Below are 21,618 nucleotides of genomic sequence, written 5' to 3' on the forward strand. Positions count from 1 at the left end.
CGAGACCGTCCTCGATCGCGACGGCACGGGCGGTGTGACCGTTCGTGCCGTCGCCAGGGAGGCGCAGGTGGCGCCGATGGGCGTGTACAACAGGTTCGCCAACAAGGACGGCCTGCTCGCCGCGCTTGCCATCCGTGCCTTCGACGGCCTCGCCGCGGCCATCGACGTCCCGACGGACCTCACTCCGGTCGAGCGACTGCGTCGCGCGTGCCGCGGCTACCGAGACCATGCGCTGGCCCATCCGGCCAGGTACTCGCTGATCTTCTCGGCGGGAACGCCTGCAGCCGAGCCGTCGTCACCGGTGATGGTGCGCGGCCACGAGGTGTTCCTGGTGCTGGTCGGCATGGTCGGTGACGTCATCGGGTCGGCCACCCGCGAGCCGCTCGAGGCCGGCCAGGCGGTCTGGAATGCAGTCCACGGCGCCGTGACGATCGAACTCGCCGGTATCGGTCAAACATCAAGCGCCGCAGATAGTTACGAGCACATGCTCGATCTGATCGTGGATGGTCTACGCAGCCAGTCGCCGGCCTGAACGAGTGGGCGCGGCGAGTATCGGCATACTTCAACCGTGGACCCCAGGAACGTGACCTCACTGCCGGAGATCGTCGGACTCACCGCCCGTCGCCAAGCGGACCTGATCCGCGCGGAGGAACTCTCGGCGGTCGAGCTCGTCACCGCGCACCTCGACCGCATCGAAGCCCTCAATCCCGCAGTGAATGCGATCGTCTCCCTCGACCGGGAGGGCGCACTGCGCAGGGCTGCGGCCGCCGATGCGATGCCCCGTGACGACCGTGGGCCGCTCCACGGCCTGCCCATTGCGATCAAGGACACCGCCCAAACCGCTGGTATGCGAACGACGTTCGGCCATCCGCTATTTGCCGACAACGTGCCCGACGTCAACGACCTGCACGTCGAGCGCATCCTGCGGGCGGGGGCCATCCTGATCGGCAAGACCAACGTGCCCGAACTGGCCGCCGGGTCGCACACCGTCAACCGGGTATTCGGCTCGACGCGCAATCCACACGACCGCTCCCGATCGGCAGGCGGATCCAGCGGTGGTGCCGCAGCCGCCCTTGCGTCCTATTTCGTCCCGATCGCCGACGGCAGCGACATGGGTGGCTCGCTGCGCAACCCGGCGTCGTTCTGCAACGTCGTCGGTTTCCGACCCACCCCCGGCGCCGTCCCGAACACGTGGGAGAAGGATGCCTTCAACCCCCTTGCCACCAACGGGGCACTGGGTCGCAACGTCTCCGACGTGGCGCTTCTGCTCTCGGTCATCGCGCAACCCTCGTTCGGAGCCGCAGTAGATTGGACGCTCGCGCCGCGCGACCTGAACGGGCTGCGCATCGCCTACGCGCCCGATCTGGGCGGTCGGGTACCCGTCGCCCCCGAGGTCGCGGACGTCATCGCCGACACCGCTGCCGTCCTGGAGCGCGCCGGCTGCGACGTCCGGTTGGACTGCCCGGACGTGGACGGCTCCGACAGCGCCTTCCGTACGCTGCGGGCCGCCGGCTTCGACGCCGCCTGGCACGCTCACCTGCAAGCCGACCCGCATGCGTTCGTCGACTTCCTCGCCGACAACATCGCTCAGGGTGCCGCATTGAGCAGCCGCGACGTCATGCGGGCGTACGCGGAGATCACGCGGCTGACCCAGAGCGCAACGCGGTTCTTCGACGACTACGACGCCATCCTCGCGCCGGTGTCGACGATCGCGCCGTTCCCCGTCGAATGGAACTGGCCAAAGTCGGTGAGCGGCACCGTGATGCACGATTACCTCGATTGGATGAGGGCCTCTTGGCTCTTTACGCCGCTTGGCATTCCGGGGATGTCGCTTCCCGCGGGATTCACCCCGACCGGACTGCCCGTCGGCGCCCAACTGCTGGCAGCACCTGGCCACGATCTCGAACTGCTCGGCATCGCGCAATCCCTCGAGCACGTCCTCGCCATTCCAGGGAGCGACCCGCTCGGAGGGGTGTAGGCCCACGCCAACGGCGCGCTCGGCTGTCTCACCGGGGTTTGGGCGTCACGTACTGGCGAATCGGCATGGCGCAGAACCGATCCGGTACGGCGCCCGCCCACGCCGTCTGCAGGCTAGGTGCCGGTGTAGGTCGCCGGGTCGGGCCGGAAGCGGGTGCCCTCGTCCAGCCCGTTGAGGGCGTCCATGTGCTCGGCGGCGAGCTCGAACTCGAACACGTCGGCGTTCTCGGCGATCCGCGAGGGTGTCGCGGACCGGGGAATCACGACGTTGCCGAGCTGCAAGCTCCACCTGATCAACACCTGGGCGGGCGACTTGCCGTACTCACCCGCGATCGACGCGACCGTCGGGTTCTCCAACAAACGGCCAACGCCAAGGGGACCGTAGGCCTCGGTGACGACGTCGTGTTCGGCATTGGAAGCCCGCAACGCCGCCTGGTTCAGCAGCGGGTGCAGCTCGATCTGATTGACGGCGGGCGGGAAGAAGGCGAGATCGATGAGGTTCGACACGTCCTCTGCCGAGAAGTTGCAGACGCCGATGGACTTGGCGACGCCGTCCTCCTTCAGCTTCATCATCCCGCCCCAGCTGTGGAGGTAGACCCCAGCGTCGCCGGCGACGGGCCAGTGGATGAGGTAGGCATCGACGTAGTCCGTACCCAGCCGCTCGACGCTGGCGCGGCACGCGTCCTGCGCGGCCCGAAAACCCTGATCGGCGGTGGCCAGCTTGGTGGTGACGAAGATCTCGGCGCGCGGGATCCCCGAGGCGGCGATGGCGCGTCCGACCGCCTCCTCGTTGCCGTACGCGGCCGCAGTGTCGATCAGTCGGATGCCAATCTCCAGCGCGGTCGACACAGCGCGCTCGGTCTCGGCGTCGGACAGTTCGCCCACCCCGATCCCGAGCGCCGGGATGCTGTTGTCGTCGTTGAGTGCCACGTTTGGAATCTGACTGGGATTGGCTGCCGCCGAAGTCATGTCACCTACCCTGTGAAGTGGAACGATCGTGGATCGGACCCAGCACTATCCGCTCGGGGTCCACCGATGTCGGGTTGACGATATTACCGAGCTGGACATCACACCTAATTTGCCCCGGTGCTGGAGTCCTCCGATGCGCGACCGGTGGTGTCGAACCACGGTCGTTCAGCGTGATCCAGGCATCCCGTGCGTCCGAAGGAGCAGCCGTGACCGGCAGTTTGCCAGCCCAGGTTCCGTCCACCCGCCCCGCCGCACTGGTGATGCACCCCACCGTCGGGCTGCCCGGTCCGGCCCGGCTGGCGGCGCTCAACGCGTCCAGCGCGGTGATGCTGCGCCTGTTGCCGCATCTCCCCGACGCGGTCAAACGCGTGCTCATGAGGCGCCGGACGGTCACGGTCGACGGCAACACGCTCGACACGACCTTGCAGTTCATGCTGGCCGCGCTGCGCTCGGCAGGCGTCAGCGGATTGGTCGCCAGCAGTGACGTCGGCGTCGCCCGTTCGCAGCTGCGGAAGCTCGCGGCGTTCGCCGACTCCGGGGTCGCCGTCGGCGTCAGGGACATCTCGCTGCCCGGCCCCGCAGGACCGATCGGCGCCCGGCACTACACCCCGGTCAACGGTCGGGGAGCGGATCCAGTCGTCTCCTCGCGCGAGCGCTCGTCGGTGCCGTTCGTCTCCTCGCGCGAGCGCTCGTCGGATCCAGTCGACTCCTCGCGCGAGCGCTCGTCGGTACCCCTCGTCGTCTTCTTCCACGGCGGCGGCGTCGTCCTCGGCGACCTTGAAACCCACACCGGCCTGTGCCGACTGATCTGTCGCGACGCCGGAGTGCACGTGCTGGCGATCGACTACCGACTCGCGCCGGAACATCCGGCACCCGCCGCCGTCGAGGACTGTTATGCGGCGTACCGCTGGGCGATTGAGCACGCCGCCGAACTCGGCGCCGACGGGTCGAGGGTCGCCGTGGCCGGCGACAGCGCCGGCGGCAACCTGGCCGCAGTGGTGTCCCAGCTGGCCCGCGACGACGGCGTGCAGTTGCCCGCCCTGCAACTGCTCCTCTACCCGGTCACCAACTTCGCCGACGACACCCGGTCGCAGACGCTCTTCGCCGACGGATACTTCCTGACCAAGAACGACATCGACTGGTTCCGGGAGTTCTACCTCTCCGGTTCCTCGTGCGGAGTGGGCGACGCCCAGATCTCGCCGCTTCTGGCTGAGGACCTGTCGGGCCTCCCACCTGCGATGGTGGTGACCGGAGGCTTCGATCCGCTGCGGGACGAGGGGGACCGGTACGCCGAGGCGCTCGCCGCGGCAGGCGTCGACGTCGACCACCGCCGGTTCGACTCGCTGGTGCACGCTTTCGCCAACTTCTTCCCGCTCGGCGGCGACAGTGCCACCGCGACCGCAGAGGTGGTCTCGGCGCTGCGGGCGCACCTGAGCCGCAGCTGAGGACGCCGCGCGTCGCCGGTACCCTAGTGCGGTGGCCACGAAATCCAAGAAGACCCCGAGCTACGACCTGAAGGCTGCCGACCGCAGGCGCAACCTGATGATCCAGATCGGGCTGACCGCGATCGTCGTCATATTCGCCGTCGGTCTCGTGCTCTACATCGTCATGAACGGCCAGACCAAGTCAACCGCGGGAGAGACGAAGTCGGTCCGCGTCGCGTCGAGCAAGCTGATCACCAAGGAGGGTTCCTCGGATCCCAAGGTGGTGCTCTCGATGTACGAGGACTTCCTCTGCCCGCATTGCGGCGCGTTCGAGGCGCAATTCGGACCGACGATCAAGAACCTGATCGATAGTGGCGCCGTCGCGGCGGACTACTACATGGTCGCCATCCTCGACCGGCCACAGAATCAGAACTACCCGTCCCGCGCGGGCGGGGCGGCGTACTGCGTGGCCGACGAGGACACCACCCCGAACAAGGAGGTGTTCAGTCGCTTCCACGCCGCGCTGTTCGCGCAGCAACCCAGCGAGACGGCCACCTCCTACCCGACCGACGACCAGCTGATCGAGACGGCGCGCCAAGCCGGAGCAAGCGGCAGCGTGCCGGACTGCATCAGCAGCGGCAAGTACGTCGACCTGTCGTCGGGCCTGGCGGCAGCGACGGGCATCCAGTCCACCCCGACGGTCAAGATCAACGGCGAGGACTACCAGTTCTCGACGCCGGACGCACTGGTTGCCAAGGTCAAGGAGATCGTCGGTGAGGTGCCAGGGCTGACCACCGCGCCGCCGGCCGCCATTCCCCCCGCCGCCACGGCCCCCACGGCGCCGTGACCGTAGCCGCGACGAGCGAAACCCCGCCTGCCGAGTCGCCGGGGGCGCCGCAGCCTGGACGGGTGCGGACCACCAGCGCTCTCTGGGTGCTGATCGCGGGCGTGGTCGGTCTCGTCGCTGCCGTCACGCTCACCGTTGAGAAGATCCTGCTGCTGGCCGACCCCAACTACGTGCCGTCCTGCAGCATCAACCCGGTGCTGTCCTGCGGCTCGGTGATGATCACCCCGCAGGCGTCGGCGTTCGGCTTTCCCAACTCGCTGATCGGCATCGTGGCCTTCACCGTCGTCGTGGTCACCGGCGTGTTGGCCGTCGCGAAAGTCCGCTTGCCGCAATGGTATTGGTACGGGCTGGCGGCGGGTACGCTGCTTGGCGCCGTCTTCGTGCACTGGTTGATCTTCCAGAGCCTGTACCGCATCGGCGCACTGTGCCCGTACTGCATGGTGGTCTGGACGGTCACCATTCCACTCGTCGTGGTCGTCCTGTCGATCGCGCTTCGGCCCTTGGCGGGCAATGCGTTTGCCCGTTTCCTCTACCAGTGGCGCTGGTCGTTGGTGGCGCTGTGGTTCACCGCGTTGATTCTGATGATTCTCGAGCGGTTCTGGAATTACTGGTCGACGCTGATCTAGGTCGGCGGCACGTTAGGGTTTGTTCGTGATTTCCAAACTGCTGGTGGCCAACCGCGGTGAGATAGCGATTCGGGCGTTCCGCGCGGCATACGAGATGAACATCGCGACCGTTGCGGTGTACGCGTACGAGGACCGAAACTCGCCGCACCGGATGAAGGCCGACGAGTCATATCAGATCGGTGAGCCGGGTCATCCGGTGCGCTCGTATCTCTCGATCGACGAGATCATCCGCGTCGCGCGGGACGCCGGTGCCGATGCGGTGTACCCGGGGTACGGCTTCCTGTCGGAGAACCCGGAGCTCGCGGCGGCCTGCGCCGAGGCAGGCATCACGTTCGTCGGGCCGGGCGCCCACGTTCTGGAGCTGACCGGGAACAAGGCGCGGGCGATCGCCGCGGCGCGAGAAGCCGGTCTGCCGGTCTTGGCATCGTCGGAGCCCTCCGACTCGGTCGAGGACCTGCTCACCGCAGCCGCCGACATGACGTTCCCGCTGTTCGTCAAGGCGGTGTCCGGCGGCGGTGGCCGCGGCATGCGGCGGGTGACCGAGCTGGATGCGCTGGCCGAGGCGATCGAGGCCGCCAGCCGGGAGGCCGAGTCCGCGTTCGGGGACCCGACGGTCTACCTGGAGCAGGCGGTGCTCAATCCGCGTCACATCGAGGTGCAGATCCTGGCCGACGCCAAGGGCAACGTAATGCACCTCTTCGAGCGGGACTGCAGCGTGCAGCGCCGCCATCAGAAGGTCATCGAGCTGGCGCCTGCGCCCAATCTGTCCCAGGAGCTGCGGGAGAAGATCTGCTCCGACGCGGTCGCGTTCGCCAGGCAAATCGGCTACTCCTGTGCAGGCACCATCGAATTCCTGCTCGACGAACGCGGCAACCACGTCTTCATCGAGTGCAACCCCCGCATCCAGGTCGAACACACCGTCACCGAGGAGATCACCGACGTCGACCTGGTGGCCAGCCAGCTGCGGATTGCCGCGGGGGAGACGCTGGCCGAGCTGGGATTGAGCCAGGAGACGGTCCGCATCAACGGTGCTGCGATGCAGTGCCGGATCACCACCGAGGATCCGGCGAAGGGCTTCCGCCCCGACAGCGGGCGAATCACCGGTTACCGCTCACCGGGCGGTGCGGGCATCCGGCTCGACGGCGGCACGAACCTTGGTGCGGAGATCGGCGCGCACTTCGATTCGATGCTGGTGAAGCTGACGTGTCGTGGTCGGGACTTCTCCATCGCGGTCACCAGGGCCCGTCGGGCGCTGGCCGAGTTCCGCATCCGCGGGGTATCCACCAACATCCCGTTTCTGCTGTCGGTCGTCGACGACCCCGACTTCAAGGCAGGCCGGGTCACGACGTCGTTCATCGACGACCGCCCGCAACTGCTCACCGCGCACGCGTCGGCCGACCGCGGCACCAAGATCCTCGACTACCTCGCCGAGGTCACCGTCAACTCGCCCTACGGCGGACGTCCGAGGGTGTACCCGCAGGACAAGCTGCCCGAGATCGACCTCGAGTCGGTGCCGCCGTCGGGCAGCAAGCAGCGGCTGACCGAGCTGGGACCCGAGGGCTTCGCGTCGTGGCTGAGGGATTCGCCTGCCGTCGGCGTCACCGACACCACGTTCCGCGATGCGCATCAGTCCCTGCTCGCGACCCGGGTCCGTAGCTCTGGCCTGTTGGCGATCGCGCCCTACATCGCCAGGATGACCCCGGAGTTGCTGTCGATCGAATGCTGGGGCGGTGCGACATACGATGTCGCGCTGCGCTTCCTGAAGGAAGACCCGTGGGAGCGGCTGGCCGCCCTTCGAGAGGCGATCCCGAACATCTGCCTGCAGATGCTGCTCCGTGGCCGCAACACCGTTGGGTACACGCCGTATCCCGAGACGGTGACCAGTGCCTTCGTCGAGGAGGCCACCCACACCGGCGTCGACGTCTTCCGGATCTTCGATGCGCTCAACAACGTGGAGTCGATGCGCCCGGCGATCGACGCGGTCCGGGCAACCGGCTCCGCGGTGGCCGAAGTCGCGATGAGCTACACCGGCGACCTCTCCGACCCCGCCGAGACCCTTTACACGCTGGACTATTACCTGAACCTCGCCGAGCAGATCGTCGAGGCGGGCGCGCACGTGTTGGCGATCAAGGACATGGCCGGGTTGCTCCGGGCACCGGCAGCAGCCACGCTGGTGTCGGCGTTGCGCAGTCGGTTCGACCTGCCGGTGCACGTGCACACGCACGACACTCCCGGTGGTCAGCTGGCAACCTATACCGCGGCCTGGCAGGCGGGTGCGTCGGCAGTGGACGGTGCGGCCGCCCCGCTGGCGGGCACCACCAGTCAGCCGTCGTTGTCCTCGATCGTTGCCGCGGCGATGCACACTCCGTACGACACCGGGCTGTCGTTGCCCGCGGTATGCGATTTGGAGCCGTACTGGGAAGCGTTGCGAAAGGTGTACGCGCCCTTCGACGTTGCAGAGTCCGGTCCGCCAGCCCCGACGGGGCGGGTGTACTCCCACGAGATTCCGGGCGGGCAGCTGTCGAACCTGCGTCAGCAGGCTATTGCCCTTGGCCTTGGCAACCGGTTCGAGGACGTCGAGAACGCCTACGCCGGGGCCGACCGGGTGCTCGGGCACCTGGTGAAGGTCACGCCGTCGAGCAAGGTCGTGGGTGACTTGGCGCTGGCGCTGGTCGGCGCGGGCGTCACCGCCGACGAGTTCGCTGCCGATCCCGCGCGGTTCGACATCCCCGATTCCGTCATCGGATTCTTCCGCGGTGAGCTCGGCGATCCGCCGGGTGGGTGGCCAGAACCCTTGCGCACCAAGGCGCTCGAGGGGCGTTCGGCTGCCAAGCCGGTCGCGGAGCTCAGTGTCGAGGACGAGAAACTGCTCGGTCAGCCCGGCGTGGAGCGGCAACGGACACTCAACCGGCTGTTGTTCCCAGGGCCGACCAAGGAGTTCGAGGCGCACCGCGAGGTGTACGGCGACACCTCGCGGCTGTCGGCCAACCAGTTCTTCTACGGATTGCGGCATGGCGACGAACACCGGATCCAGATCGATCGCGGCGTCGACCTGATCATCGGGCTGGAGGCCATCTCCGAGCCCGACGAGCGGGGCCTGCGCACGGTGATGTGCATCATCAACGGCCAACTGCGCCCGGTCGTCGTGCGCGACGAGAGCATCGCTGACACCGTGCCCGCCGCGGAGAAGGCCGACAGGAACAATCCCGACCAGGTCGCCGCGCCGTTCGCCGGTGTCGTCACCGTCAACGTCGCGGCAGGTGACGAGGTCGCGGCGGGGCAGAGCATCGCCACCATCGAGGCCATGAAGATGGAGGCGGCCATCACCGCGCCGAAGAAGGGCACCGTGGAGCGGGTGGCCGTGTCGGCGACCGCGCAGGTCGAGGGCGGTGACCTGCTGGTGGTGATCGGCTGACCCGGATCATCGGCGGGCGGTACGGCGGTCGGCGAATCTCGGTGCCGCAGAGTCGTTCTGGCGGTGTGTCGGGCACTCGACCCACCACCGACCGAGTCCGCGAGTCGCTGTTCAACGTGCTGGCGGCCCGCGTCGACCTGACGGACGCGGTGGTGCTCGACCTCTACGCAGGCTCGGGCGCCCTCGGCCTCGAAGCGCTGTCGCGGGGGGCGGCGTCGGCCACGTTCGTGGAGGCCGACCGACGCGCGGCTGCCGTCATCGTGGACAACGCCCGGTCGCTCGGCGCCGATGGTGCCGTGGTGCGCTGCGGCACCGTGGCGTCGGTGCTTGCGACGCGCGCCGACCGGCCAGCCGACGTGGTGTTCGCCGATCCGCCGTACGACGCACCCGTTGCGGACGTCGAATCCGCCCTCGCGACCCTGACGGTCAATGGGTGGGTGGCGTCGGGCGCGCTCGCGGTGGTGGAGCGGTCCGCGACGGGTCCGTCGTTGACGTGGCCGTCGGGGTGGACGGTCGGCAAGGAGCGTCGCTACGGAGACACCCGCCTGGAGTTCGGCGAGTTCGCGTAGCGTCGTCCACCATGAGTGGCGCCGTATGCCCCGGATCCTTCGACCCCGTGACGCTCGGCCACGTCGACGTGTTCGAGCGGGCGGCAGCGCAGTTCGACGAAGTCGTCGTGGCCGTCCTGGTGAATCCCAACAAGAAGGGGATGTTCACCGCCGACGAGCGCATCGAGCTCATCCGGGAGTCGACCGCCCATCTGTCGAACTTGCGGGTGGAGAGCGGTAGCGGCCTGGTCGTCGACTTCGTCAAGGCCCGCGGGCTCACGGCGATCGTCAAGGGGCTGCGGACCGGCACCGACTTCGAGTACGAGCTGCAGATGGCCCAGATGAACAAGCACGTCGCAGGCGTCGACACGTTCTTCGTCGCGACCACCCCCAATTACTCGTTCGTGTCCTCGTCGCTGGCCAAGGAGGTCGCGACGCTCGGCGGCGACGTCTCGGACCTGCTCCCCGAACCGGTGAATGCGCGCCTACGAGCAAAGTTGGCCGAACGCTGACGGTTGGCGAATCCGGGCGGCAGCGGTACGTGCGGTGGTGGCGCCGGAAAAACTCCCCGGCGTGGCGCGCCGAGTCACACGAGTAACACCAGGCACAATGGTCACAACGACCAGTCCTGGAGGGTGTTGCCGTGTACCGAGTATTTGAGGCGCTTGACGAGCTCGGAGCGATCGTCGAGGAGGCTCGCGGCGTGCCGATGACGGCGGGCTGCATGGTGCCCCGTGGTGATGTGCTCGAACTGCTCGACGACATCAAGGACGCAATTCCTGGCGAACTCGACGACGCCCAGGACGTGCTCGACGCGCGCGACGCGATGCTGCGCGACGCCAAGGAACACGCCGACTCGATGGTGTCCAGCGCCGCCGCCGAGGCCGACTCGATGGTCAACCACGCCAGGGCCGAGGCCGATCGACTGCTCGCCGACGCGAAGGGTCAGGCCGACCGCATGGTCGCCGAGGCCCGCCAGCACAGCGAACGGATGGTCGGCGAGGCTCGTGAAGAGGCCAACCGCGTGTCGTCCACCGCCAAGCGCGAATACGAGGCCAGCACCGGACGCGCCAAGGCAGAAGCCGATCGCCTCATCGAAAACGGCAACATCTCCTACGAGAAGGCCGTGCAGGAAGGCATCAAGGAACAGCAGCGCCTGGTGTCCCAAACCGAGATCGTGCAGACCGCGACCTCGGAGGCCACCCGCCTCATCGACACCGCCCACGCCGAGGCCGACCGGCTGCGCGGCGAATGCGACATCTACGTCGACAGCAAGCTGGCCGAGTTCGAGGAGTACCTCAACGGCACGCTGCGCTCCGTCGGTCGCGGCCGTCACCAGCTGCGTACTGCAGCCGGTACACACGACTACGCCCAGCGCTGACGGCATCACCTATCCAGCGCGGATTCCGTCGGGCCTGGTCCGGTGGGGTGGGGTCAGACCTCGGCCGTAGGATCGACTGATGGCTGGGATGTCGAGACATGGCGCACGTCGCGGTCCTAACTCACCCTTCGTCCTCGACGTTTCCGAATTGGGCCGCAAGCCAGGCTCGATGGTGACCCTGCACGAGACGGTGCCGTCGCCGGCACGCATCGGCGTAGAGCTGCTGGCGATCGCCAAGGGCGCACCGATCACTCTGGACCTGCGTCTGGAGTCGGTGTCGGACGGCGTACTGGTCAGCGGTACCGCGTCGGCGCCCACCGAGGGCGAGTGCGCGCGCTGTCTGACCCCCGTCACCGACCACGTCGACATCGATCTGGCCGAGTTCTTCGCCTACCCCGACAGCGAGATCGAGGCCGAAGCCGAAGAGGACGAAGTCGGCCACGTCGTCTACGACGCAGCGGGCGACACCGTCGACATCGAGCAGCAGATCATCGACGCCGTCGGGCTCGCGCTGCCGTTCTCGCCGCTGTGCAGGGACGATTGCCCCGGCCTGTGCCCCGAGTGCGGCGTCCAGTTGGCCAGCGCCGAACCCGGCCATCATCACGACGTCATCGATCCCAGGTGGGCCAAGCTGGCGGCGATCATTCCCACCGAAGAGGAGGAGCCGACAGCAGGGGGTTCGGAGTGACGATCGATCGCGCGCCTCTGCTCGAAGCCCTGGGCGTCACCCTCCCCGAAGAGCTGCTGACCGTCGCGCTGACACACCGCAGCTATGCCTATGAGGCCGGCGGCCTGCCCACCAACGAACGTCTCGAGTTCCTCGGCGACGCCGTCCTCGGGCTGGTCATCACCGCCGAGATCTTCTACAGATACCCCGACCGCAGCGAGGGTGAACTGGCCAAACTGAAGTCCGCCGTGGTCAACACCCAGGCGCTGGCGACGATTGCCAGGAACATGACCGCCGACGGTCTCGGCGCATACCTGCTGCTCGGCAAGGGCGAGGTCGCCAGCGGCGGCTCGCAGAAGTCGAACCTGCTGGCCGATGCCGTCGAGTCGCTCCTCGGCGCCACATACGTCCAACATGGACACGAGGTGTCGCGCGACGTGATCATTCGCCTGTTCTCCGACGTACTCGAGACCGCGGCGCACCTGGGGGCGGGGCTCGACTGGAAGACCAGCCTGCAGGAGATGACGGCGGCCCGCCGGTTGGGTGTCCCGACATACGTCGTCACGTCGACCGGTCCCGAGCACGACAAGCACTTCACGGCGCGCGCCGTGGTCGACGGTAGCGACTACGGCAAGGGTGAGGGCCGCACCAAGAAGGAGGCCGAGCAGCACGCTGCTGCCGCCGCCTACGAGCGGCTCGACACCATCACCGACGGCGCCGTGGCCACCGACGGCGCCGTGGCTACCGACGGCGCCGTGGCTACCGACGGCTCCGTGGTCACCATGGCAGTCAGGGCAACCGAGATCACCGACGCCGTGCAGGATGCCTGAACTACCCGAGGTCGAAGTCGTGCGGCGCGGGCTCGCCGCGCACGTCGTCGGCCGGAAGATCACCGCCGTTCGCGTGCACCATCCGCGTGCGGTCCGCCGCCACGAAGAGGGCGCCGCCGACCTGACCGCTCGTCTGCTGGACAGCGAGATCACGGGCACCGGCAGGCGTGGAAAGTACCTGTGGCTGACGCTCGGGAGCGGTGACGCGCTGGTCGTGCACCTCGGGATGAGTGGGCAGATGCTGCTGGGACCGGTCGCCAGAACCGAGCACCTACGCGTGGCGACCCTCCTCGACGACGGCACGGCGATGAGCTTCGTTGACCAACGCACGTTCGGCGGCTGGATGCTCGCCGACCTGCTCACCGTCGACGGCAGCGAGGTCCCCGAGCCCGTCGCGCACGTGGCCCGCGACCCGCTGGACCCGCTCTTCGACCGCGACTCCGTGGTGAAGGTGTTGCGTCGGAAGCATTCCGAGATCAAGCGGCAGCTACTGGACCAGACCGTGGTCTCGGGCATCGGAAACATCTATGCCGACGAGTCGCTGTGGCGGGCCAAGGTCAATGGGGCCCGCACGGCAGAGTCGCTGACCAAACCGACGTTGGCGCGGATCCTCGACCATGCGACAGACGTCATGCGCGACGCACTCGGGCAGGGCGGCACCTCGTTCGATTCGCTATACGTCAACGTCAACGGCGAGTCAGGGTACTTCGACCGGTCACTGGACGCCTACGGCCGCGAGGGCGAACCGTGCAAGCGCTGCGGTGCGGTCATGCAGCGCGACAAGTTCATGAACCGGTCGTCGTTCTACTGTCCGAAATGCCAGCCAAGACCGCGACGTTGACAAGACCGCGACGTTGACAACCAGGAAACGCACGCGTGCATGAACTGCCGGTCGCCTGCGGCGTGTCGCGGGCAGACACGCACGCACGCGCAAGAACGGAAGGTGGGACCACATGACGGATCTCTGGGTCGAGCGCACGGGTGTGCGCCGGTACACCGGTCGCAGCACGCGGGGTGCGGAGGTGCTCGTCGGCTCCGAAGACGTCGAGGGCGTCTTCACTCCAGGTGAACTCCTCAAGATCGCCCTCGCCGCGTGCAGCGGGATGAGCAGCGACCACGCGCTGCGGACCCGCCTCGGCGACGACTACCAGGCCACCGTCAGGGTCTCCGGTCCCGCCGACCGTGAGCAGGAGCGCTACCCGCTGCTCGAGGAGAACCTCGAAGTCGACCTGTCGGGGCTGACGGAGGCCGAGGTGCAGAAGCTGATCCTCATCGTGGAACGCTCGATCGACAAGGTGTGCACAGTGGGGCGCACCCTCAAGACGGGCACTGAAGTCACCTTCGAGGTCACCCCGAAGTGAGCGCACCGCTCAGCGACGACGTCGTGCGCCTGAGCGCCTGGGTGCACGGTGGCGTCCAAGGCGTCGGCTTTCGCTGGTGGACCCGCGCCAGGGCGCTGGAGCTCGGGTTGACGGGCTTCGCGGCCAACAAGGCCGACGGCCGGGTGCACGTCGTGGCCCGCGGGCCACGTGCCTCTTGTCAGCGGTTGCTCGACCTATTGGAGGGTGGCACCACACCGGGTCACGTCGAGACGGTCGTGGCCGACTGGTCGGCGGCGGGCGAGGCGATCGAGGGCTTCACCGAGCGGTAGCAACATCGCAGGTAAGGTGGCACTCCATGCATCTCAAGAGTCTGACGCTGAAGGGCTTCAAGTCCTTCGCTTCGCCGACGACTCTGCGCTTCGAGCCGGGCATCACCTGTGTGGTCGGACCCAACGGATCGGGCAAGTCCAACGTCGTCGACGCGCTGACGTGGGTGATGGGCGAGCAAGGCGCCAAGACGTTGCGCGGCGGCAAGATGGAGGACGTCATCTTCGCTGGGACGTCGTCGCGCGCTCCGCTGGGGCGCGCCGAGGTCACCTTGACGATCGACAACTCCGACAACGCACTGCCGATCGAGTACTCCGAGGTCTCCATCACCCGCCGGATGTTCCGCGACGGTGCGGGTGAATACGAGATCAACGGCAGCAGTTGCCGTCTGATGGACGTCCAGGAACTGTTGTCCGACTCGGGCATCGGCCGCGAGATGCACGTCATCGTCGGTCAGGGCAAGCTCTCCGAGATCCTCGAGTCGCGACCCGAGGACCGCCGCGCCTTCATCGAGGAGGCCGCCGGTGTGCTCAAACACCGGAAGCGCAAGGAGAAGGCGGTCCGCAAGCTGGACTCGATGTCGGCGAACCTCAACCGGCTCACCGACCTGACGACCGAGCTGCGGCGTCAGCTCAAGCCGCTGGGGCGCCAGGCCGAGATGGCCCGCAGGGCGCAGACCATCCAAGCCGACCTTCGCGACGCGCGGTTGCGGCTGGCCGCCGACGACCTGGTCATTCGGCGTACCGAGTTCAACGACACCAACCAGGCCGAGACCACCCTGCGCCGCGAACACGGCGAGATCGCGGCGCGGCTGGAGACGGCCTCGATCGAACTGACCGCCCACGAGGCCGCGGTGACCGGACTGAGCGGCCGCGCTGAGGCCGCCCAGCAGACGTGGTTCCGGCTGTCGGCGCTCGCCGAACGGGTCAGCGCGACCGTGCGGATCGCCAGCGACCGCGCGCAGCTGCTCGATGCCGACGTCGAGGCCTCCCAGGGCGCCGACCCCGAGGCGCTCGAGGCCGAGGCCGAGGAGGTCGCCGCCCACGAGCAGGAGCTGCTGTTCGAGCTGGCGGAATCACGAGAACGTCAGGAAGAAGCCCGCGCTGAACTGAGCGAGCGCGAGAGCATCGCGGCGGAGGCCGAGCGAGCACACCTCGCCGCGGCACGCGCCGAGGCGGACCGCCGCGAGGGGTTGGCCCGGCTGTCCGGTCAGGTCGACACGATGCGAACCCGGGTCGAGTCGACAGACGAAGGGGTGGCGCGACTTTCGGTCACCATTGAGGAAGCCGCCAGCCGCGTTCAACAGTCCACGGCCGAGTTCGAGACCGTGCAGGCCCGGGTCGGTGAACTCGATGCGGGTGAGGTCGGCCTCGACGAGCAATACGACCGCTCGGTGACCGCACTGCGAATCGCCGACGAACGGGTCACCGAACTGCAGGCCGCCGAGCGAGGCGCCGAACGTCAGGTCGCGTCACTGCGAGCACGGATCGACGCGCTGGCGGTCGGGCTGGATCGTCGCGACGGTGCCGCCTGGTTGCAACAGAACCACGGTGGGACCGGACTGTTCGGTTCCGTGGCCACGATGCTGAGGGTTCGCGCCGGTTACGAGGCGGCCATCGCGGCGGTTCTTGGCACCGCCGCCGACGCGCTGGCCGCCGAGGACTTCGGCGCCGCCAGGTCGGCGGTCGCCGCGCTGAAGCAGGCCGACGGCGGCCGGGCGGCGATCATTCTCGGTGACTGGCCGGAAAGCGAAGTCTCGACGCAGGATTCAGCATTCGCGTTACCCGAGGGTGCGATGTGGGCGCTGGATCTCGTAGACGCCGCGCCGCGCCTACAGGGTGCCATCGGTGCGATGCTCGCGCGGGTGGTGGTCGTCGACGATCTCGCCGGGGCCCTGGATCTGGTCGCCGCCCGGCCGCATCTGCACGCCGTCACCGCCGAAGGCGATCTCGTCGGTGCGGGATGGCTGACCGGCGGATCAGACCGCAAGCCGAGCACGCTGGAGATCGCCTCCGAAATCGACAAGGCGCGAAGCGAATTGGAGAATTCGGAACGGCAGGTCTCCGAACTGTCCGCGGCGTTGTCGGGGGCGCTCGCCGAACAGGCATCGCGGCGGGATTCCGCCGAGCAGGCGATGGCCGCGCTCAACGAGTCCGACGCGGCAATCTCGGCGATCTACGAGCAGCTGGGCAGGCTCGGCCACGAAGCGCGTGCGGCGGAAGAGGAATGGCAGCGGCTGATTGCTCAGCGCGACGAGTTGGAAGCCAGTCGGGTGCGCACCGTCGAGGAGATGACCGCACTCGAGGAGCGACTGCGCAACGCGCAGGCGGCGCCGACATTCGACTCCGAACCGGTGGACCGGCAGGAATCGGTCACCGCGGCTGAGGCGGCCCGCGCGGCGGAGTTCGAGGCGCGGCTGGCGGTACGCACCGCCGAAGAACGCGCGAATGCCGTTCGCGGACGGGCTGATTCGCTGCGTCGTGCCGCCAATGCCGAGCGGGAGGCCCGGGTGCGCGCGCAGCGCGCACGCGAGGCGCGCGAGCACGCCAGTGCAGTAGCCGCAGCGGTCGCGGAAGCGGGACGGCTGGTCGCCGAACGGCTCGGTGTGGCCGTCGCCGTTGCGGCCCGCACCCGTGACGGCCTGGCCGCCGAACGTCGGGTCCGGGCCGAGGCGCTGAGCAGTGCCCGCGCCGAGGTCAACGACCTCAATGCCAGGATCACCGCGCTGACTGACTCGTTGCACCGCGACGAAGTCGCCAAGGCTCAGGCTGCACTTCGCATCGAGCAGCTCGAAGCCCAGGCTCTCGAGCAGTTCGGCATGGCCACCGACGATCTGATCGCCGAGTACGGACCCGACGTGGCGTTGCCGCCAACCGACCTCGAGATGGCCGAGTACGAGCAGGCCAGGGAACGCGGCGAGCAGGTGACCGCGCCCGCGCCGATGCCATTCGACCGCCCGACCCAGGAGCGCCGTGCCAAGAAGGCCGAACGCGAACTTGCCGAGCTAGGCAGGGTGAATCCCCTTGCGCTGGAGGAGTTTGCGGCGCTGGAGGAGCGCTACAACTTCCTGTCCACTCAGCTCGAGGACGTCAAGGCGGCGCGCAAGGACCTGCTCGACGTCATCGCCGACGTCGACGACCGCATCCTGCAGGTCTTCGCCGAGGCGTACGCCGACGTGGAGCGCGAGTTCACCCAGGTCTTCGCGACGCTGTTCCCCGGTGGCGAGGGCAGGCTGCTTCTGACCAATCCCGACGACATGTTGACCACCGGCATCGAGGTCGAGGCCCGCCCGCCCGGCAAGAAGATCAAGCGCCTCTCGCTGCTGTCCGGTGGGGAGAAGTCCCTGACCGCCGTGGCGATGCTCGTCGCGATCTTCCGGGCCCGCCCTTCGCCCTTCTACGTGATGGACGAGGTCGAGGCCGCGCTCGACGACGCCAACCTGCGCCGGCTGATCAGCCTGTTCGAGCAGCTCCGCGAGGTGTCTCAGCTGATCGTCATCACCCATCAGAAGCCGACGATGGAAATAGCCGACGCGCTGTACGGCGTCACCATGCGCGACGATGGCATCACGACGGTGATCTCGCAGCGGATGCGCGGCCAAGACCTCGTGACGGCGTCGTCACCCGGCGGCTTGGAGTCGGCCACCTGACCGAACGCCGGTCGCATCGACGGCGGCGGGCCGCCCAGCGCCGGGGGAGGTCGTGGCGCCCCAGGCACCCTGAGACAATGACCGGGTGTCAGACACCGTCTCGATAGGTCTGTGGATCGCGTTAGCGGTCGTCGTCGTTCTCGTCCTAGCAGCGCTGATCGTCGGCTTGGTGCGTTACCGGCGGCGACGGATCAGCCTGTCGTCGCCAGAGACCACCACCCCGATCGACAAGTCCGGTGGCTACACGGCGTCGTCGGGGATCACGTTCAGCCAGTCCACGGGTACCGCGACGCCACCGAAGCCCAGGCTGGACACCGACGGCCTTCCAGCGGTGGGGGACGACGCCACCGTTCCGCGTGACTCTCCGAAGCGATCGATCGCCGACGTCCAGTTGCCCGAGCCGACGGTCGAGGCGCCTCCCGCGGTGGAGGTCGAACCCGAGCCGGCGGTCGAGAAGCCAGCTGCCGAGAAGCCAGCTGCCGAGGTGCCGTCCGTCGAGGAACCGGCCGCCGAGGTGCCGGCCGTCGAGGTGCCGGCTGCCGAGCCGGTCGCACCCGAGATCGACGCGATCGCGCCGACGGATGGCCGGTTGGAGCGGTTGCGCGGCCGCCTCTCCAAGTCTCAGGGCGCACTCGGCCGCAGCATGCTGGGTCTGCTGGGCGGTGGTGACCTCGACGAGGAGTCGTGGGAGGAGATCGAGGAGACGCTGCTCGTCGCCGACCTCGGACCCGTCGTCACCGAATCGGTCGTCGTCGCATTGCGCGCCAGGATGGCAGCGGCCAGCGTGCGGTCCGAGGCCGACGCCAGGGCCGTGCTGCGCGAGGTGCTCATCAAGGAACTGCACCCCGAATTGGATCGGTCGATCAAGGCGCTGCCGCACGACGACAAGCCGTCGGTACTGCTCGTCGTCGGCGTCAACGGGACCGGCAAGACCACGACCGTCGGCAAACTCGCGCGCGTTCTCGTCGCCGACGGTCGACGCGTCGTTCTTGGCGCGGCTGACACGTTCCGCGCGGCGGCGGCCGACCAGTTGCAGAGTTGGGCGTCCCGCGTCGGCGCAGACGTGGTGCGCGGTCCCGAGGGCGCGGATCCGGCGTCGGTGGCGTTCGATGCGGTCGATCAGGGCATCACGTCGGGGGCGGACGTGGTGGTGATCGACACCGCCGGCCGGCTGCACACCAAGACCGGTCTGATGGACGAGTTGGGCAAGGTGAAGCGGGTCGTCACCAAGCGTGCGGTCGTGGACGAAGTGCTGCTGGTTCTGGATGCGACGATCGGTCAGAACAGCCTGCCTCAGGCCCGGGTCTTCGCCGAGGTCGTCGAGATCACCGGAGTGGTGCTGACCAAGCTGGACGGCACGGCGAAGGGCGGCATCGTGTTTCGCGTCCAACAAGAATTGGGCGTGCCGGTGAAGCTGGTCGGTCTCGGTGAGGGGCCCGACGACTTGGCGCCGTTCGAGCCTGCGGCGTTCGTCGACGCCCTGCTTGGCTGACGAGCGCTTGCGCGAGGAGACATCGAGCACGGACGAGCGCTTGCGTGAGGAGAACTCGTGCACGATGTGACGTACGCCGCAATTTCCTGAAAGTTAGCTCAGCCCAACAGGATGAAACACAGGTGTAACAGTGAAGGCCGATCCGTTCACTTCCTGGAAACACCTGTGAACCACGGATGAAACGAGTGCCCACGACTCTCATCGGGAGGCCGATTCCGTCGGCGCACTTCCCAAGGAGGTTCACTCAAAGTGCTCTTAGCCCTACCAGACGATGCGTTCTTGCCGTTCGGCCCTGAGGGGCTGAGTGGAGGCGACACCGCATGGGTCATTACCGCAACGGCCCTGGTGCTGTTCATGACGCCGGGCCTGGCGTTCTTCTACGGCGGCCTGTCACGGCAGAAGTCCGTCCTGAACATGATGATGATGTCCTACGGGTCGCTCGGACTCGTCAGCATCATCTACGTGCTGTGGGGCTACTCCATGTCCTTCTCATCGGCTCACACGGGCGAGAGCGACATCGCAGGAATCTTCGACAACCCCTTCTCCTTGTTCGGCGTGAGCCAGCTCCTGGAGACCAAGGACCTGCCGGACGGCACCACCGCTTACGTCAGCGGTGGCTTCGGCACCGTTCCCGCGATCATCTGGGTCGCCTTCCAGCTGACCTTCGCCGTGATCACCGTCGCGCTGATCAGCGGTTCGGTGGCCGAGCGCATGAAGTTCGGCACCTGGATGCTGTTCGGCGGCATCTGGGTCACCCTGGTGTACTTCCCACTGGCCCACATGGTTTGGGGCGGTGGCCTGCTGTCGGGTAGCGACAAGGGCATCGCGGGCATGTTGTTCGGTCTCGATGACGAGGGCTCGGCCAACGTCGCGCCCATCGACTTCGCCGGTGGCACCGTCGTTCACATCAACGCCGGTATGGCGGGCCTGGTCCTTGCGATCCTGCTCGGTAAGCGCGCGGGCTTCGGCAAGACCGCCTTCCGCCCGCACAACGTCCCGTTCGTTCTGCTCGGCGCGGCCATCCTGTGGTTCGGTTGGTACGGCTTCAACGTCGGATCCGAAGGTGCGGCGGACATGATCGCCGGTCAGGTCTTCGTCAACACCACGGCCGCCACCGCTGCGGCAATGTTGGCCTGGTTGGTGGTCGAACGAATCCGCGACGGCCACGCCACCAGCGTCGGCGCCGCTTCCGGTGTGGTTGCCGGCCTGGTTGCCATCACACCCGCCTGTGGTGCGCTGACCCCGATCGGTTCGATCTTCCTCGGCGCCATCGCAGGCATCCTGTCGGCGCTGGCGATCGGGCTGAAGTACAAGTTTGGCTACGACGACTCGCTCGACGTCGTTGGCGTGCACCTTGTTTCGGGCCTGTGGGGCACCATCGGCATCGGCTTCTTCGCCAGTGAGACGGGCCTGTTCTACGGCGGCGACTACAAGCAGCTGGTCGTCCAGATCGTCATCGCCCTCGCGGCCGTGATCTTCACCGCCGTGATGACCGTGATCATCGCCTTCATCGTCAAGCCTCTCGGCTGGCGGATCACCGAGGAGGACGAGGACACCGGCATCGACGAAACAGAGCACGCAGAAACCGCTTATGAACTCGCATGATCAGGAACAATTGACAGCGTCTTGGAAGGAACTGACTAAATGAAGCTGATCACTGCGATCGTCAAGCCGTTCACACTCGAGGACGTCAAGACCGGGCTGGAGCAGGCGGGCATCCTGGGAATGACCGTCAGCGAGGTGCAGGGTTACGGTAGGCAGAAGGGCCACACCGAGGTCTACCGCGGTGCGGAGTACTCCGTCGACTTCGTGCCGAAGGTTCGGGTCGAGGTCTTGGTGGACGACTCGGCCGTCGACAAGGTGGTGGACGTCATCGTCCAGGCCGCGCGCACCGGCAAGATCGGTGACGGCAAGGTCTGGGTCAGCCCCGTGGACACCGTGGTGCGGGTGCGCACCGGTGAGCGGGGGACCGACGCCATCTGATGCAGCAATGAGTCTTTAGCGTCGTCTCCCGGACGAGCATCGAAATGACGATCAATGGCACGTCCGGGGAGGACCGAGTTGACAAAGCAGACACCAGATCCCGCTGCCAAGCGCTTGCGCGAGGAGCAGACGACCGCTGCCGGGGCCTCTCGATGGGAGGC

General features: G+C 67.6%; 19 protein-coding genes. 18 read left to right on the plus strand and 1 reads right to left on the minus strand.

The annotated features are described in order from the left end of the window. Window positions 1-532, plus strand: a 532-nt coding sequence (locus tag ABW137_RS16765) for a TetR/AcrR family transcriptional regulator (RefSeq protein ID WP_526401933.1), incomplete at its 5' end; no start/stop codon positions are given. Window positions 533-568: 36 nt separating this feature from the next. Beyond that, the gene (locus ABW137_RS16770; protein ID WP_526401935.1) at window positions 569-1,978 is read left to right on the plus strand and encodes an amidase; all 1,410 of its coding nucleotides are present in this window, start codon (window positions 569-571) and stop codon (window positions 1,976-1,978) included. A gap of 113 nt (window positions 1,979-2,091) precedes the next feature. On the opposite strand, the gene ABW137_RS16775 is transcribed toward ABW137_RS16770, so the two are convergent. Continuing rightward, window positions 2,092-2,946, minus strand: coding sequence for an aldo/keto reductase (locus tag ABW137_RS16775; RefSeq protein WP_526401937.1), 855 nt, complete (start codon window positions 2,944-2,946; stop codon window positions 2,092-2,094). 260 nt (window positions 2,947-3,206) lie between these two features. Here ABW137_RS16775 and ABW137_RS16780 point away from each other — a divergent pair, with 260 nt between their 5' ends. From ABW137_RS16780 to ABW137_RS16855, 16 genes are all read left to right on the plus strand, one after another. Then, a complete protein-coding gene (locus ABW137_RS16780; protein WP_526401960.1) occupies window positions 3,207-4,391 on the plus strand; it encodes an alpha/beta hydrolase in 1,185 nt (394 codons plus the stop codon). Between the two features lie 31 nt (window positions 4,392-4,422). Continuing rightward, window positions 4,423-5,217: a DsbA family protein gene (locus ABW137_RS16785; protein ID WP_526401938.1), complete on the plus strand. Its 795-nt coding sequence runs from the start codon at window positions 4,423-4,425 to the stop codon at window positions 5,215-5,217. After that, window positions 5,214-5,843 carry a vitamin K epoxide reductase family protein gene (locus ABW137_RS16790; RefSeq protein ID WP_526401940.1) on the plus strand — a complete coding sequence of 210 codons (630 nt, stop codon included), beginning with the start codon at window positions 5,214-5,216 and terminating at the stop codon, window positions 5,841-5,843. Before ABW137_RS16785 ends, ABW137_RS16790 begins: the two co-directional genes overlap by 4 nt. Before the next feature lie 25 nt (window positions 5,844-5,868). After that, complete coding sequence (locus ABW137_RS16795) at window positions 5,869-9,258, plus strand: pyruvate carboxylase (RefSeq protein ID WP_526401942.1); 3,390 nt, start codon at window positions 5,869-5,871, stop codon at window positions 9,256-9,258. Then, the gene (gene rsmD, locus ABW137_RS16800) at window positions 9,255-9,827 is read left to right on the plus strand and encodes a 16S rRNA (guanine(966)-N(2))-methyltransferase RsmD (protein WP_526401962.1); all 573 of its coding nucleotides are present in this window, start codon (window positions 9,255-9,257) and stop codon (window positions 9,825-9,827) included. Before ABW137_RS16795 ends, rsmD begins: the two co-directional genes overlap by 4 nt. Window positions 9,828-9,838: 11 nt before the next feature. Further along, on the plus strand, window positions 9,839-10,318 hold the full coding sequence (gene coaD / locus ABW137_RS16805) for a pantetheine-phosphate adenylyltransferase (protein WP_526401944.1): 480 nt from the start codon (window positions 9,839-9,841) through the stop codon (window positions 10,316-10,318). 131 nt (window positions 10,319-10,449) lie between these two features. Then, window positions 10,450-11,187: a cell division protein SepIVA gene (sepIVA, locus tag ABW137_RS16810; RefSeq protein WP_526401946.1), complete on the plus strand. Its 738-nt coding sequence runs from the start codon at window positions 10,450-10,452 to the stop codon at window positions 11,185-11,187. Between the two features lie 79 nt (window positions 11,188-11,266). Then, on the plus strand, window positions 11,267-11,875 hold the full coding sequence (locus ABW137_RS16815) for a YceD family protein (protein ID WP_526401948.1): 609 nt from the start codon (window positions 11,267-11,269) through the stop codon (window positions 11,873-11,875). Continuing rightward, entirely contained in the window at window positions 11,872-12,684 is an 813-nt protein-coding gene (rnc, locus tag ABW137_RS16820; RefSeq protein ID WP_526401950.1) for a ribonuclease III, read from the plus strand. The genes ABW137_RS16815 and rnc overlap by 4 nt, the downstream gene beginning before the upstream one ends. Next, entirely contained in the window at window positions 12,677-13,525 is an 849-nt protein-coding gene (gene mutM, locus ABW137_RS16825; RefSeq protein WP_526401952.1) for a bifunctional DNA-formamidopyrimidine glycosylase/DNA-(apurinic or apyrimidinic site) lyase, read from the plus strand. Before rnc ends, mutM begins: the two co-directional genes overlap by 8 nt. Before the next feature lie 112 nt (window positions 13,526-13,637). After that, window positions 13,638-14,045 carry an OsmC family protein gene (locus ABW137_RS16830; RefSeq protein ID WP_526401954.1) on the plus strand — a complete coding sequence of 136 codons (408 nt, stop codon included), beginning with the start codon at window positions 13,638-13,640 and terminating at the stop codon, window positions 14,043-14,045. Window positions 14,046-14,068: 23 nt separating this feature from the next. Further along, on the plus strand, window positions 14,069-14,335 hold the full coding sequence (locus ABW137_RS16835; protein WP_526401964.1) for an acylphosphatase: 267 nt from the start codon (window positions 14,069-14,071) through the stop codon (window positions 14,333-14,335). A 26-nt stretch (window positions 14,336-14,361) separates the two neighbouring features. Beyond that, window positions 14,362-17,982 carry a chromosome segregation protein SMC gene (gene smc / locus ABW137_RS16840; RefSeq protein WP_526401956.1) on the plus strand — a complete coding sequence of 1,207 codons (3,621 nt, stop codon included), beginning with the start codon at window positions 14,362-14,364 and terminating at the stop codon, window positions 17,980-17,982. A 103-nt stretch (window positions 17,983-18,085) separates the two neighbouring features. Then, a complete protein-coding gene (gene ftsY, locus ABW137_RS16845) occupies window positions 18,086-19,474 on the plus strand; it encodes a signal recognition particle-docking protein FtsY (protein WP_526401966.1) in 1,389 nt (462 codons plus the stop codon). Window positions 19,475-19,723: 249 nt separating this feature from the next. Beyond that, window positions 19,724-21,079 (plus strand): ammonium transporter, encoded by a 1,356-nt coding sequence (locus ABW137_RS16850; protein ID WP_526401958.1) that lies wholly within the window; start codon window positions 19,724-19,726, stop codon window positions 21,077-21,079. A 39-nt stretch (window positions 21,080-21,118) separates the two neighbouring features. Next, entirely contained in the window at window positions 21,119-21,457 is a 339-nt protein-coding gene (locus ABW137_RS16855; protein WP_293234425.1) for a P-II family nitrogen regulator, read from the plus strand. The last annotated feature ends 161 nt before the right edge of the window (window positions 21,458-21,618 follow it).

It is taken from the genome of Mycobacterium sp. (genome assembly GCF_040509115.1).
In the GTDB taxonomy this organism is placed as follows: Bacteria; Actinomycetota; Actinomycetes; order Mycobacteriales; family Mycobacteriaceae; genus Mycobacterium.